The sequence below is a fragment of the Klebsiella sp. GW_Kp182 genome (assembly GCF_040062275.1).
Taxonomy (GTDB): Bacteria; Pseudomonadota; Gammaproteobacteria; order Enterobacterales; family Enterobacteriaceae; genus Klebsiella; species Klebsiella michiganensis.
Genome location: NZ_JBEAFQ010000076.1, coordinates 1 through 14,232 on the forward strand (window position 1 = coordinate 1; position 14,232 = coordinate 14,232).

Below are 14,232 nucleotides of genomic sequence, written 5' to 3' on the forward strand. Positions count from 1 at the left end.
CCCGGAGGCGATGCTGCGCATCTGTCCGGGCTACCGGCCCGCAGACGGCGATGAACCTGTAGCCCGGGCAAGGCGCGTCAAGCGCCGCCCCCGGGAGCAGAGCGCAGCGTGGCTGAATTCCCCGGTGGCAGCGCGAAAAAGGTGAGGGCTACATCCGCCACTCGCTCCTTTCTTCACCGTTCACCAGCAGCCTGCGTTTTTCCCCCGCCGGCAACGACACCTTCAGCGCTTTCCACGCCGGACGATAATCGCCGCGCGCGTTCACCTTCAGGTTGATGCTGGCGCTATCGCAAACCATTTCCCATTCTACCCACAGCGCATGACCATTCTGGTAGCTCCAGCTTTCGCCATCATCTTCAAACAGCAGGCCGCGACGGGTCCCCACGCCCTTCAGCGGGAAGAGTTTCAGCTCGCGGCAATCGTCTTTTTGCGCATCGACGTGGCGGATACGCTCGCTCAGCGGCAGGCCTGCTCCGGCGCGAACCAGCAGCGGCAGTTTTTCCAGCGGCGCATCAAGGACGATCCACTGGCCTCCCGCGAACCACTGGTGGCTATCAAAGTCGTACCAGCCGTCCTGATTGGCCGGCAGCCAGACGCGGCGCTGACGCGCGCCGGGTTCGACGACGCTGGCGACCAGCAGATCGCGACCCAGCAGGAAGTCGTCGCATTCGGCAAACGTCTGCGGATCGTGTTCGTGATCGAGGAAGGTCGGACGCAGCATCGGTTCATCGTCGGCGTGAGCCTGCCACAGCAGCGTATAGAGATACGGCAGCAGACGATAGCGCAGCTCAATGGCTGAACGGATAGCCGGCGTGACTTCCGGGTACATCCAGGCTTCGTTGACCGTCTGGTCGTCATTCCACGAGTGAATGGTAAAGCGCGGATGCATAACGCCGTTTTGTACCCAGCGTACGAACAGCTCCGGGTCCGGTTTATCGCCAGAGAAGCCGCCAACATCGTGGCCGACATTGAACAGCCCGGAGAGGCTCATTCCCAGCCCCATGCGGGTGTTATAGCGCAGCGTATCCCAGTTGGTACGGTTATCGCCGCTCCAGGTCTGGACGTAGCGCTGCATCCCGGCGCAGCCGGAGCGAGAGATCAGGTACGGTCGTTTGTGCGGCGCAAAGCGCTGCTGAGCCTCCAGCGACGCGCGCATCATCAGCAGCGGCATGACCGGGCGAATATGTTTAATGGCAATTTCCTCGCCAAACCCGTAACAGCGGGCTTCGCCGTCCCAGACTTCATACTCGTTATTATCGTTCCACGTGGAGTCGATACCCATCTCCAGCAGCTGGGTTGTCACGCCTTCCTGCCACCAGGCGACGGTCTGCGGGTTGGTAAAGTCAAGGTGCGACCCTTCGTCATCCCAGAAGCTGGAGCGCTCGGGAGCATCCGCCTGCGAATCGCGGATAAAAAGCCCGCGCTCCGCGACCTCGTTATAGCGCGGATGGTCCTGCAGCAGGCAGGGCTTAATATTGGCGGCGAGCTTCAGTCCGGCATCGTGGAAGGCCTGGCTCATCACCTTCGGCTGCGGCACCTTATCGTTGTTCCAGTTAAAGACGTAGCGCTTGCCGTCAATCGAGGTATAGCCGGAAGAGAGCTGGAACGAATCGCACGGAATGGCGTGTTCATCACACAGGCGGATGAAGTTCATCAGCTGGTTTTGCGCATCCGGCGCGTCGGTGTAGTGCATCGTCGAACCGCTGTAGCCGAGACTCCATTTCGGTCCGAAGAGCGTTTTGCCGGTCAGGCGTACGAATGCTTTGGTGATATCCAGTACCCGTTTGCCGGAAAAAAGATAGTAATCGATGTCGCCGGCTTCCGCCTGCCAGCGGCGATAGGAGGTATGGTAATTATCGATTTCGTTGCCGAGATCCAGCCAGCAGCTGCTCAGGTTGTCGTAAAACAGACCGTAGCTGACATCGCTACGCTGCGCGATGGTAAACGGAATATGTTTGTACAGCGGGTCGGTGCTCGCCGCGTTATAGCCCATGGCGTCGAGGTTACGCATCTCATAGCGCTTCCCGTTACGCTGCAGATCGCCGGCTTTTTCGCCCAGACCGTAGAAGCGTTCGTCTTTGCGTCGGCTCAGGTAGTGGGCAACGCCGTCGCCGTGCGCATTCGCCAGGTAGGCGCTGGTGGGGCGGTCGTTAACCAGCGGCTGCCACTCGCCGGCCTCATCGCGATAGCTCCATTCCAGCCACAGCGGCTGGTGGACGGTGACGCGCAGCTGGTCGGTGGCGATGCTCAGGGTATCGCTATGCTCCGTGAGCTGCCAGGCGGGGAGGCTAAAGCCGCTCAAATCTTCGCGCGGGCGCCCTTCCCACGGCACGTCCTGCTGGGGAGCGATACTCCAGGTGCGATCCAGCGCCAGCTGGCCGTGCCGCTTTAGCAGCACGCGGAACATATTCTCTTCCAGCACGTACAGACACAGGGTGTGCTGGCCGTCTACGATCAGCTCAACGTGGTGGTCCAGCCGTTGGTGCAAAGTCCAGTTTTTCAAAGTCTTCATTTTTTACATCCACTCTCAGGCGCGTTTTGCGCGACGTTCAGCAATAAATGCCACCAGGAATACCGCGCCAATCAGGTCAAAGAATCCCATGGCGATAAATAGCGGGTTGAAGCCGATTTTGTCGGCGGTGACGCCAATCAACAGCGAGAACAGAAAGCTGGCGATCCAGGCGGCGGAGCCGCGCATCCCGTTCACGGTCGCCATCTGTCCTTTATCGAACGACTCCACCACCAGCGCGCTGAGCATGCAGGAGATGATCTGGTGGCCGAAGCCGCCTATCGAAATCAGCACGATGGTGATATAGGGATCGCGGGTGATCGCCACGGTGGCGAGCGAAATCATCAGGAAGGCGCCGGTGACGGAGCTGGCGACCACCGAGTTCACTCGCGAACAGCCGAACCAGCGGGTATACAGTTTGGTCAGATAGCCGCTGGCGACGCTGCCGAGGTCGGCCGCCAGAAACGGCAGCCAGGCAAACATGGCGATTTGTTTTAAATCCATGCCGTGCTCTTTCGCCAGGTAGAGCGGTACCCAGAAGCTCAGCACCGCCCAGGCGGGCTCAGCCATAAAGGCCGGAATGGCGATACCGTAGAAGCGCTTGTTTTTCGATACGGTTTTCAGCGCGGTAAAGAAGGGCAGTTTGACCGGTGGCGCTTCATTGTCCTGCTGGATCAGCGCCAGCTCAGCTTTACCGAGGTTAGGGTGTTTTTCCGGGTTATGATAGAACGCCCACCACAGCACGACCCACAGCAGCGCCAGCGCGCCGGTGAACATGAATGCCCCCTGCCAGCCGAACGAAGCGTGTGCGAAGTAGATAATCGGCGGCGCCAGCATGGCGCCCACGGAGAAGCCGACGCCCGCCCAGCCTGCCGCGATCGGCCGCTCGGATTTTGGAAACCACTCACCCAGCGTTTTGGCGTTGGCTGGCGTCGCCGCCGCCTCAGCGCCGCCCATGAAAAAGCGCAGAATCGCCAGGTGCAGCCAGCTCCCCGCCCCGGCATGGGCGATGCAGGCGATGGCCCACAGGGTGGCGCAGATCATAAAGCCGAGCTTGAGGCCAATAACGTCGATAAGCCAGCCGCAGAGCGGCTGGAAAATGGTGTACGCCAGCTGAAAAGCGCCGACTATCCATGAGTACTGTTCAGTGGTAATACCCAGGGAGGTTTTTAGTTCCGGGGCGATAATCCCCAACGAATTACGCGTGATGTAGTTAACGGTGACGCCGAGTAAAAACAGCACCAGCATCCACCAGCGCAGGTTCTTCACTATGCGGCGCGATTTACTGACCGCCATATCATTATTGAGGCCTTGGCTCATAGAACTCTCCACGAGACATGTAGTAGGGAAAATTGACCAACCCGCTTGCTGAGTTGTCGCTAAAATTTTCTATTTCGTTGTTTGTTAAGGTTGATGTCTCGACACTATTGGTTGACTAATCTCAAAGGTGTTGGACCAATTCAGGCTAAGGGAGAATGCGAGCGGGCAATAGCGACAATTCTGCAAATATTTTCATGGAACGATCCAGATCGCAGTATGACATCGCCAAATCGCTTAAAAATATTCACATTCTCAATATGAAAATTTTTTCATGAGCTAAGTAGAGCGCGATCACAAAATGGACAAAAAGCTGAAAGTGAGCGAAATCGCGGCGCGTACCGGGCTGTCGGTGAGCACGGTATCGCGGGTGCTGGCGGGGAAAGCGAATACCAGCGCCAGGGCTCGCCAGAGGGTACTGGATTGCGCCCGCGAGCTGGGCGTGATGGAGGGTATCGCCGCCGGGCGAATGCTGCTCAATAATCTGGTGGTCTTTGCCCCTCAGCGCGCTTTCGATGAACGCACGGATATTTACTACTATCGGGTGATTCAAAGCATCAATAGCGCCCTTATGCCGCATGAGGTACACCTGCGCTATTGCGCGCTGGAAGAGAACGACAGCGATGCCAATTTGTTTTTGCAGCGCATGCATGAAGCATCGACCCAGGCCGCGATTTTACTGGGTATCGACGATCCGCATATTCACGATCTGGCGGCCGATCTGGCGAAGCCCTGCGTGATGATTAACTGCCACGACGCGGGAATGCGTTTACCCTCCGTCGCGCCGGATCATCGGCTGATCGGCCAGTTCGCCGCCCGGTATCTATTTGAGATGGGGCATCAGGCGATCATGAACGTGATGTGCCTGCGCCGCTATACCATGGAGCTGCGTCTGCTGGGCATTAAGCAGGCGTGGCGGGCGCGGAATCTCCGTTTCGTTGACGGCAGGGATTTACTCGCTGTGGCCAACTTCAGCGCCAGGGATACCGAGGAAAAAGTCGGGGAGTGGCTGGATCAGCGCGGCGATGGCCCGCTGCCGACGGCATTTCTGGTGGGCGGTGATTTTATGGCGGCAGGCACGATCGCCGCATTACAAAAACGCGGTTTGCGCGTCCCGCAGGATGTTTCCGTCATGAGCATCGACGGCTTTAACCTGGCGGCGATCCAGGATGTACCGCTAACCGCCGTCCACGTCCCACGCGATGAATTAGGGGCCGAAGCGGTACATTTATTACAGCAGAGACTGATCCGTCCCGATGCGCCGCACGGCGCGTTACTCCTGCATGGGACGCTGGCAGTACGCGATTCGGTACGGCGGATACGCGCCGGTAACCGCCGTACCGCCGTTGAAGCGAAGGGGCTATATGATGATTAATTCGCCATCCCCAACGCGCGCTTACCGTGGATATTTAAGTCATCCAGCGTAAAGCGGCCTACCCAGTCGCTTTCATAATCCTCGCGGGGGAAATCTCCCGGCGAAGCGCCGCGCGCCAGCGCCGCTTTGACCTTCTGCGCGTAGGCGAGGTTTTTCTCGCACATTGGCGCGGCGGGAATATACATCACGTTGCCCCAGCCCTGCTGATTTTCCACCGGCGCGACCGAGTGGATCACGTCGCAGTGCCACCATACCGAATCGCCCGCATTCAGCGCCGGAATAGAGCTTAAGGCTTTGATCAGCAGCGGGTGCCATTTTTCCGAAATCGGCAGCACCTTGCCCGGCGCGACGCCGCACAGCTCATCTTCCGGGACATCATCGAGCAGCGGACGCAGCAGCACGTAAGCCATCGCTTCCGGGATCGGCACCACGTGCAGCAGGCCCTGATCGGGGATCATATCGGAGAGCGCGGTCCACCCCTGGAAGGTGCGGAACACCGAGCATTTGGTGGTGTTGTCGACCGTATACTCTTCGACTTCGGTGCGGTGCGCCGCGTCCCACGGGTCGTAAGCATCAATGTTGCCGTTAAACACGTCGGCAAACACTTTCTGATAGGCCGGCAGCAGCCAGCGCTCCAGGGCGCCGGAATCGGTATGCGCCCCCAGTCCTTTCGAGGTGGTTCCCGGCGGGCGGCGGCGAATGCGGTCCGGGTAAATGACGCTGACGTCCGGGTCGAACCACTGCTTGCCGTCGCGGTTAAAGGTCCACAGACGGTTGAGGAACGACTGCACGGCGGCCATTTCATCGCTCTGTCGCGCCTGCATCTGCGCCTGGGACCAGTAAATCGGATAGATTTCCGGGCGCGAAGCTTCCAGCGACCCGAAAAAGGTATCGCCGGGACCTTTATAAACGTCATCGAAATGGTTGCGGTCGAGATACTCGAGCATTGCGTTGTCCCACGCCAGCGCCTGTTCGCGAGAAAAATGGCCCTTGATAACGGCGCAGCCGCGACGCTTGATGAGCTCGCGCTGGGCTTCCGTGACCTGGCCCCGGGCAATATCGGCGAACGGGATCGTTGGCCAGACGTCCTGACCGCTGGCCTTAAGGGCGTCAATCTCTTCCAGACGCGCGGCGATACGCGCCGTCAGCCGATCGAACACCGCCTGCACGTCGCCAATTTGCGCCCGCAGCTCCTGTTTAATCCGGCGGATGGCCGCTTTGGGGTCGGCGGGTAAAGTTTCACAGGTATGGGTAACAGCCATAATGACCTCTCATCTTTCATTCGAAAGTAATATATCTTACATATGATAATTTAAGTTAAAATTAAGTTAATGCAAGTTTAAAATTATGCGGAGGTGCACAAAACGGGAAGCCGGGGCGGTAAACCCCGGGTGTGGCGTTACTCGTTGAACGGGGCGGTGTGGTCGAGGACGGCCTGAATGACGTTCAGCGCGCCGTCGTGGTTGTTATCATCGGTGGCAAAACGCGACACCGCCTTGATGCTTTCGGCGGCGTTGGCCATCGCGAAAGAGTATTTCACCAGCTTGAGCATTTCCGTATCGTTAGCGCTGTCGCCAATGGCTACGCAGGCCTGCGGCGAGATGTTCCAGCGCTTCAGCAGGCGGCTGATGCCGTTAGCTTTATGCAGGCCGGGGATAATCAAATCGACGAAGCCGAAGCCGCTGGTGACCGGCTTCATGATGCCGTCCAGCGAGACGTGCAGTTTGTCGATAAGCTGCGGGATTTCGCTATCCGGCAGGTTAAGGGAAAACTTAAACAGCGTGTCGTCGATGTCATGATAGCTGCTAATGCGCTGCAGGCGATGGTAGTGCTTTGACATCAGGGTGACGAACGCCTCGGGCGCGCGCTCGCTGACGTAAGCGCTCTCGAGGCCGCAGGCGACGAAGTTGAGCTGCGGGTCTTTCAGCAGTTCGCCGATGACGACCTGGGATTCATGACGGGTGAGTTCGCCGTGGAACAGCTGTTGACCGCGTTCGTAAACCAGCGCGCCGTTCTCGGCAACAAAGGAGATTTGGTCGCGGATTTCCGGGAAAAAAGAGATCAGCTGGTAGTACTGGTTGCCGCTGGCGACCACGAACTCAATACCCTGCTGCTGGAGTTGCGCGAACTGCGCAAGAAAACGCGAGCGGTCATACCGCTTGGCGTCATTGAGAAAAGTTCCGTCCATATCGGTGACGATAACTTTAACGGTCATAACACATGCTCCTGGCTTAACTTCGACCAGTAACATTCTAATTACAATGTGATGGGGAGCACAAATTTATTTCGAATGAAAGTTTGCGTTCACCTCTGTGCAGCAGAAAACCCCGGATTGCGGCGTAAACGCCTTACCCGGGCTACCGGCCCGCAAACGGCTTCGAACCTGTAGCCCGGCTAAGCGTAGCGCAAGCCGGGGGATGTGACTTACAGCGTATGCTCGGTACGGGCGATAATATCGTCCTGAGCATCCGGCGACAGGGCGGTAAAGAACGCCGAGTAACCGGCCACCCGGACCACTAAATCACGATACTGGTCTGGGTGTTTCTTCGCTTCCAGCAGCGTCTCGCGCGACACGATGTTGTACTGAATATGCCAGCCTTTGTGCACCTCGAAGAAGGTGCGCAGCAGCACCATCAGTTTCTGCTTATCCGACGCGTTCTCCAGCGTGGCCGGGTTCAGCTTCTGGTTAAGCAGTACGCCGCCGAGGATTGAGCCGGTCGGCAGTTTACCCACCGAGCTGATTACCGCTGTCGGCCCGAGATGGTCGGTACCGGAGGCCGGGCTGGCCCCTTCCGCCAGCGGCGAGTGCGCTTTACGGCCATCCGGCGTCGCCATGGTCTGCGCGCCAAACGGCACGTTGGCGGAAATGGACGAGGTGCCGGCGTAGTAGTTGCCGCCGATCGGGCCGCGACCGTAGCGCGGGTTATGATACAGCTTCAGCTCGTCGATATAGGTCTGGTAGGCGCGAGCCAGCAGCATATCCACGCTGTCTTCATCGTTACCGTATTTCGGCGCGCCGTTGATTAAGCGCTGGCGCAACTGCTCGTGGGTCAGGCCTTCGAAGTCTTCAGCCAGCGCCTTTGCCAGCTCCTGCTGACCAATAACGCCCTGATCGAACACCAGCTTCTTCACCGCCGCCAGGCTGTTGCCGAGGTTAGCGATGCCGACCTGCAGACCGGAAACCCAGTCATACTTCGCGCCGCCCTGCTTGATGCTCTTCGCGCGCTCGATGCAGTCATCGACCAGCGCCGAGCAGAGAATATCGTGCACGTTCTCTTCCAGCATGGTGTCGACCACGTACTCAATCTCGATAGATTTGCGCGTGTAGTAGCGGATCTGCGTATCCCAGTCGGCCAGAACCTGTTCAAAGTTGTCGAAGTTGCCTTTTGACAGCGCATGTTCCTGCGGCAGGAAAACCTGGCCGCTGGTGGCGTCGCGGCCGCCTTCCAGGGTTGCCAGCATGACGCGGGCGAAGTTGATAAAGCTCATCCCGGTGCAGCGATAGCCCCATTTACCGCCGACGGCGGTTTCGATGCAGCCGATAGCGGCATAGTCGTACGCGTCCTGCGGCTCAATCCCCAGCTTGATAAATTCCGGGATGACGATTTCATCGTTGTTGAACGCCGGCATGCCGAAGCCGCAGCGGATCACCTGCACGCAGGCGTCGAGGAAGTCGTTGCTCATGCCCGCGTGATAGCGCACGCTGAGGTTAGGCTGAGTCGAACGCAGCCGACCGCAGGATTCCAGGATGGCGTAGGAGAGCGGGTTCACCGCGTCCTGCGCGTTGCCGTCAACCAGATTCTGGCCGCCGATGGTGACGTTCTGGTACAGCGGGCTACCGGCGGAAGCCTTAGAGTGCGAGCCGGAGCGAATTTTGTTCACTTCCAGCAGCTTCAGCCAGCAGCAGTGCAGCAGCTCGATGGCGTGTTCGCGATCCAATGATTGCGCCAGCTCAACGTCGCGGCGATAGTAAGGGTAGAGATACTGGTCCATACGGCCGAAAGAGACCGAGTGACCGTTGGATTCGATCTGCAGAATCAGCTGGATGAAATAGCACAGCTGCAGCGCCTGCCAGAAGGTTTTCGGCGGCTCGTGGGCGATAATATCGCAGTTTTCGGCTATCGCCAGCAGCTCGTCGCGGCGGGATTCGCGGCTCTCCGTCGCGGCCATATTGCGCGCCAGCCCGGCATAGCGCTTACAGTGGTCGCTGACCGCTTCCAGCACGATATCAATGGCTTTAAGGAACTGCTCGCCGTGCAGATCTTCCAGCACTGTCAGGTTAATGCGCGAACGGCGCTCGGCGACTTTCGCCCGCATGCCGTCGAGGCCTTTTTCCAGCAGCAGCGGATAGTTAACCGCAAGGTGAGCGTCGCCGGAGGTCATATTGCCTTCGGCTTTGATAATGCCGGTCGCCAGCAGCGCTTTTTGCTCGTCGGTAAACATGCCGTAGCAGCGATCCTGTACGGTTTGACCGCGCCACCACGGGCACACTTCGTGGAGCACGCGTTTGTTCTCTTCGCTAACGGCAAACCCGGCGCCGGGGCGATCGGCGAGGTCGTCGATCTCTTTTTCGATCCAGCTAACGGTGTATTCCGGGAAGATAGGCGCCGCGCGAACTTCGCTGGCCTGGTTGCCGACGATCAGTTCATCGTGCTTAATCCAGATCGTGCGTTCCGCCAGGTGATGAGCCAGCGCCAGCGCGCGGCGTACCGGGATCGGCTTATCCAGGTGCTGCTGATAGGCTTCGGTATAGTGCAGGGCGCGCTCGGTACAAACCGGCGGCTTAACGATATGCACCAGCGCCATTTTATGCGCCTGAATGCGCGGGCTCAGAGTGTCCAGTTTCAACGTTGTCATAAGGTTATCCTCGTAGAGTCGCCGTTAAACCTTTGCTCTGAGCATAGCGCTGCGCGAAGGCGAGCAGCTCGGGTGCAGCAAGCGGTTTATCCGGAGCGGTATAGGGCTGACTGAGTAATTGGTATTTATTCATGCCTAAGGTGTGGTAAGGCAGGAAGTGGATCTCGCCAACCTGTAAACGGTCAGCGGCAAAATCGGTAATGGCGGCAATATCGCTTTCGTTGGCGTTAAAGCCCTGGATCAGCGGCACGCGAATGATGATTTTCTTTCCGGCCTGCGCGACGCGCTGCAGGTTATCCAGCACCCGGCGGGCGCTGCCGTCCGTCCACTGCTGAAAAATCGCTTCGTTGACGTGCTTGAGGTCGGCGAGAAACAGGTCGATAAACGGCAAAGCGGGTTCGACGTATTTCCACGGCACGTGCAGGCAGGTTTCGACCGCGGTGTGGATCCCCGCGTTGTGGCTGGCCTCAAACAGCTGTCGGGCCAGTTCGGGATTCATAAACGGCTCGCCGCCGGAAAGCGTGACGCCGCCGCCGCTGCGGTCGTAAAACGGTTTGTCGCGCAGCACCGTGGCCATAATCTCTTCGACGCTTTTCTCTTCGCCGCACACGGTTAATGCCGTGGTCGGGCAGCAGTCGCGCAATTTGCCGATATGCGCATCGGTGAGCTTTTCGCGGTGGATAATCAGACCGTCCAGCTTGCGGGTAATCACCTCCGGCGCAGCCTGCTGGCAGAGGTCGCAGCCGTCCAGGCAAAGGCGGGCGTCATACAGCAAATCCGCCGTGCGGGCGCGGCTTTCCGGATTCTGGCACCAGCGGCAGCCCAGCGAACACCCTTTGAGGAAGACAACAGTGCGGATCCCCGGGCCGTCATGGGTTGAATAACGCTGAATGTTGAAGATCATGATTCACCCTCTTATTTGCATATGAAGATTAAATTACTTTCGAATGAAAGTTGTATTGATATAAATCAACAAGCAGAAAGAGGAAGGAGAATGAAGGTTAAAATGCCGCTGCGGGTCACAAAACATCCGGCGACAGCGCCGCCGGAAAAGGATCAGGGCGTACCGCACACCTCGCAGTGAGGGTTACGCGGCAGCCTCATTTCGCGGAACTGGCAGCGCATGGCGTCGTACATGACGATTTTTCCCGTTGCCGGGCTGCCGTAGCGGGCCAGCAGCTTAATCGCTTCCATCGCCTGCAGCGAACCGATGGTGCCGACCAGCGGCGCCATGACGCCGGCTTCGACGCAGGTGAGGGCGTTTTCGCCAAACAGGCGGCTCAGGCAGCGGTAGCAGGGTTCATCTTCCTGATACGTAAAGACGCTGATTTGCCCTTCCATGCGAATCGCCGCGCCGGAGACCAGCGGCGTTTTATGGCGGAAACATCCGGCGTTGAGCTGGTTACGGATCGCGACGTTGTCGGTACAGTCGAGCACCAGATCGTGGGCGGCGATTTGCGCCGCCAGCGCCGCGTCTTCCAGCCGCGCGTTGAGCGCCGTGAGCTGAACGTGGGGATTAATCCGCGCCAGCGCGGCGCGGGCGGAGTCGACCTTCGGCTGGCCGATGGCGGCGTCGCTGTGCAGGGTCTGACGCTGAAGGTTGGAGAGCGAGACGGTGTCGAAATCGAGCAGGGTTAGCTGGCCGACGCCTGCCGCCGCCAGATACTGCGCGGCGGCGCAGCCCAGCCCGCCGAGGCCGACGACCAGCACGCGGGAGGCTTTCAACTGCTCCTGACCGTCAAAATCGAAATCGCGGAGAATAATCTGCCGGTTATAGCGCAGCATCTCCGCATCGCTCAGCTCCACGCCCATTACAGCCCTCCGAACAGATGATTAAACGGCTCGACTTCCACCCATTCGCCCGCTTCCACGTTGCCGCGCTCGCGTTCGAGAACGATAAAGCAGTTGCCGAGGCTGAATGAACTGAAGATATGCGAGCCCTGGTGACCGGTGCTGCTAACCACCAGCTCGCCGTCGGGACCGCGCTGCAGCACGCCGCGCTGAAAATCGAGGCGGCCCGGCGATTTCTTCAGGCCGGAGGAGGCGCGAACGCGCAGGCGCATCGGCTGAGCTTGCCCGACGTTGCCGGACAGCTTCGCCAGCAGCGGCTGAACCAATTGGTAGAAGGTCAGCGTTGCGGAAACCGGGTTGCCGGGCAGGCCGCAGAACCAGCTGTGGTTGAGCTTGCCGAAAGCGAAAGGTTTACCCGGCTTAATCGCCAGCTTCCAGAAGCCGATTTCCCCCAGCTCTTCGAGGATCGCTTTGGTGTAGTCCGCCTCGCCGACGGAAACGCCTCCGGAGCTAATCACCACGTCGGCCTGCTGGTCAGCCTGAATAAAGGCTTCGCGCAGTTTAGTCGGGTCGTCGGGAATAATGCCGAGGTTAATGACCTCGCAGCCCAGCTCCTGCAGCATCAGGTGCACCGCCAGGCGGTTGGTATCGTAAATTTGCCCGTCGGCCAGCGGCTGGCCCGGTAGCTGGAGCTCATCGCCGGTGGAGAAGACCGCCACCCGCACTTTACGCACCACCTCAACCTCGGCAATCCCCAGCGAGGCGATGACCGGCAGCTCGGCGGCGGTCAGGCGGGTACCTGCGGGGAAGACGACCGCGCCGTGGGCGATGTCTTCGCCAAGACGACGAATATTCTGCCCGTTTTTCACCGGGACGAGGAAGCGGATACCCTCATCGGCTTGTTCGGCCTGCTCCTGCATCACCACCGCGTCGCAGCCTTCCGGCACCGGCGCGCCGGTCATAATGCGGATACAGGTGCCCGCGGGCCAGACGCCGTCAAAGGGTTGACCGGCGAAGGCCTTGCCGGCCACCGGCAGCGCTGCGCCGTCGGTGAGATCCGCCAGGCGTACGGCGTAGCCGTCCATCGCCGAGTTATCAAAACCGGGAACGTTAAGCGGCGAAACGAGATCATGGGCGGTCACGCGCGAAAAGGCCTGCAACAGCGGTACGGTATCCGTCGCATTCAGCGGCGTAATACGAGTGAGCATCTGGGTCAGGGCTGTGTCGAGCGGCATCAGTCCGGCGGTAAAATCCATGGGTTTCTCCTGCGGGCAAACATCGAAAACGCCTATTATGGCAGAAAAGAGAGACGGGCTATAACCCATCTGGCGACAAGCTTTACATCACCGTCCGCTCTTTCTATATTCAAAAATTGTATAGGACAGTCAGCACGATAATGATATTTATACACTTTATCGTTAAGGAATGGCGCAATGGGTAAGGCGGTTATAGCAATTCACGGCGGGGCCGGGGCGATTAGCCGCGCGCAGATGACGCCGGCGCGCGAGCGGGAGTACGTGGCGGCGCTGTCGGCGATTGTCGATAGTGGACAAAAAATGCTGGCTGCCGGGGCCAGCGCGCTGGATACGGTCACCGAAGCGGTCCGGCTGCTGGAGGAGTGCCCGTTATTTAACGCCGGTATTGGCTCGGTATTTACCCGCGATACCCGCCATGAGCTCGATGCCTGCGTGATGGATGGTTACAGCTTACAGGCGGGGGCCGTGGCCGGGGTTCAGCATTTACGCAATCCGGTGCTGGCGGCGCGTCTGGTGCTGGAGCAAAGCCCGCACGTGCTGTTGATTGGCGAGGGGGCGGAAGCGTTTGCCGCTTCCCGCGGTATGGCGCGGGTCGATAACAGCCTGTTTTCGACTCCCGAGCGTTTGCTGCAGCTGCGTCAGGCGCAGGAGGGCGACGATATCGTGCTCGATCATCACGCCGCGCCGCTGGATGAACGGCACAAAATGGGCACCGTCGGCGCGGTCGCGATGGATCTGGCGGGCAACCTCGCGGCGGCGACCTCCACCGGCGGCATGACCAATAAGCTACCGGGACGCGTCGGCGACAGCCCGCTGCCCGGTGCGGGCTGCTATGCCAATAACGCCAGCGTCGCCGTTTCCTGTACCGGTACCGGCGAAGTGTTTATACGTACGCTCGCGGCCTACGATATTTCGGCGCTGATGGAGTATAGCCAGCTCAGCCTGCAGGAGGCCTGCGAAAGGGTGGTGATGGAGAAACTTCCGGCGCTGGGCGGCAGCGGCGGCCTGATCGCCATCGACAGAGAAGGCAACGTGGCGCTGCCGTTTAATAGCGAAGGCATGTACCGGGCCTGGTGTTATGCGGGCGATACGCCCACGATTGGTATTTATCGCGAATAAGAGGAAAG

10 protein-coding genes are annotated in these 14,232 nt (G+C 59.3%); 2 read left to right on the top strand and 8 right to left on the bottom strand.

Annotated elements, in window-relative coordinates; genetic code table 11:
• Nucleotides 1-148: 148 nt before the first annotated feature.
• Together ABLU88_RS27665 and ABLU88_RS27670 are read right to left on the bottom strand one after the other, a co-directional pair.
• Nucleotides 149-2,512, bottom strand: a complete 2,364-nt coding sequence (locus ABLU88_RS27665) for a glycoside hydrolase family 31 protein (RefSeq protein ID WP_348838748.1) — start codon at nucleotides 2,510-2,512, stop codon at nucleotides 149-151.
• A 15-nt stretch (nucleotides 2,513-2,527) separates the two neighbouring features.
• Nucleotides 2,528-3,829, bottom strand: coding sequence for an MFS transporter (locus tag ABLU88_RS27670; RefSeq protein ID WP_004849139.1), 1,302 nt, complete (start codon nucleotides 3,827-3,829; stop codon nucleotides 2,528-2,530).
• A gap of 298 nt (nucleotides 3,830-4,127) precedes the next feature.
• Here ABLU88_RS27670 and ABLU88_RS27675 point away from each other — a divergent pair, with 298 nt between their 5' ends.
• The gene (locus tag ABLU88_RS27675; protein WP_046877856.1) at nucleotides 4,128-5,201 is read left to right on the top strand and encodes a LacI family DNA-binding transcriptional regulator; all 1,074 of its coding nucleotides are present in this window, start codon (nucleotides 4,128-4,130) and stop codon (nucleotides 5,199-5,201) included.
• On the opposite strand, the gene ABLU88_RS27680 is transcribed toward ABLU88_RS27675, so the two are convergent.
• The 6 genes from ABLU88_RS27680 to moeA form a co-directional block, all read right to left on the bottom strand.
• Nucleotides 5,198-6,463, bottom strand: a complete 1,266-nt coding sequence (locus ABLU88_RS27680) for a DUF1479 domain-containing protein (protein WP_048261119.1) — start codon at nucleotides 6,461-6,463, stop codon at nucleotides 5,198-5,200. The genes ABLU88_RS27675 and ABLU88_RS27680 overlap by 4 nt on opposite strands.
• 137 nt (nucleotides 6,464-6,600) lie before the next feature.
• Nucleotides 6,601-7,416 (bottom strand): Cof-type HAD-IIB family hydrolase, encoded by an 816-nt coding sequence (locus ABLU88_RS27685; protein WP_348838753.1) that lies wholly within the window; start codon nucleotides 7,414-7,416, stop codon nucleotides 6,601-6,603.
• A gap of 209 nt (nucleotides 7,417-7,625) precedes the next feature.
• On the bottom strand, nucleotides 7,626-10,058 hold the full coding sequence (locus ABLU88_RS27690; protein WP_064379215.1) for a formate C-acetyltransferase/glycerol dehydratase family glycyl radical enzyme: 2,433 nt from the start codon (nucleotides 10,056-10,058) through the stop codon (nucleotides 7,626-7,628).
• 4 nt (nucleotides 10,059-10,062) lie between these two features.
• A complete protein-coding gene (locus ABLU88_RS27695; RefSeq protein WP_038424255.1) occupies nucleotides 10,063-10,962 on the bottom strand; it encodes a glycyl-radical enzyme activating protein in 900 nt (299 codons plus the stop codon).
• A gap of 152 nt (nucleotides 10,963-11,114) precedes the next feature.
• Nucleotides 11,115-11,870, bottom strand: a complete 756-nt coding sequence (gene moeB / locus ABLU88_RS27700; protein ID WP_134896875.1) for a molybdopterin-synthase adenylyltransferase MoeB — start codon at nucleotides 11,868-11,870, stop codon at nucleotides 11,115-11,117.
• A complete protein-coding gene (moeA, locus tag ABLU88_RS27705) occupies nucleotides 11,870-13,105 on the bottom strand; it encodes a molybdopterin molybdotransferase MoeA (RefSeq protein WP_348838756.1) in 1,236 nt (411 codons plus the stop codon). Before moeA ends, moeB begins: the two co-directional genes overlap by 1 nt.
• A 177-nt stretch (nucleotides 13,106-13,282) precedes the next feature.
• Between moeA and iaaA the strand changes: the two genes are divergently transcribed.
• Nucleotides 13,283-14,224 (top strand): beta-aspartyl-peptidase, encoded by a 942-nt coding sequence (gene iaaA, locus ABLU88_RS27710; RefSeq protein WP_048261110.1) that lies wholly within the window; start codon nucleotides 13,283-13,285, stop codon nucleotides 14,222-14,224.
• Nucleotides 14,225-14,232: the final 8 nt, after the last annotated feature.

Bases quoted from the DNA above. Each gene is read 5' to 3' on its own strand.
- ABLU88_RS27680 (WP_048261119.1), bottom strand. From the start codon at position 6,463: ATGGCTGTTACCCATACCTGTGAAACTTTACCCGCCGACCCCAAAGCG.
- ABLU88_RS27685 (WP_348838753.1), bottom strand. From the start codon at position 7,416: ATGACCGTTAAAGTTATCGTCACCGATATGGACGGAACTTTTCTCAAT.
- ABLU88_RS27665 (WP_348838748.1), bottom strand. From the start codon at position 2,512: ATGAAGACTTTGAAAAACTGGACTTTGCACCAACGGCTGGACCACCAC.
- ABLU88_RS27695 (WP_038424255.1), bottom strand. From the start codon at position 10,962: ATGATCTTCAACATTCAGCGTTATTCAACCCATGACGGCCCGGGGATC.
- moeA (WP_348838756.1), bottom strand. From the start codon at position 13,105: ATGGATTTTACCGCCGGACTGATGCCGCTCGACACAGCCCTGACCCAG.
- iaaA (WP_048261110.1), top strand. From the start codon at position 13,283: ATGGGTAAGGCGGTTATAGCAATTCACGGCGGGGCCGGGGCGATTAGC.
- ABLU88_RS27675 (WP_046877856.1), top strand. From the start codon at position 4,128: ATGGACAAAAAGCTGAAAGTGAGCGAAATCGCGGCGCGTACCGGGCTG.
- ABLU88_RS27690 (WP_064379215.1), bottom strand. From the start codon at position 10,058: ATGACAACGTTGAAACTGGACACTCTGAGCCCGCGCATTCAGGCGCAT.
- ABLU88_RS27670 (WP_004849139.1), bottom strand. From the start codon at position 3,829: ATGAGCCAAGGCCTCAATAATGATATGGCGGTCAGTAAATCGCGCCGC.
- moeB (WP_134896875.1), bottom strand. From the start codon at position 11,870: ATGGGCGTGGAGCTGAGCGATGCGGAGATGCTGCGCTATAACCGGCAG.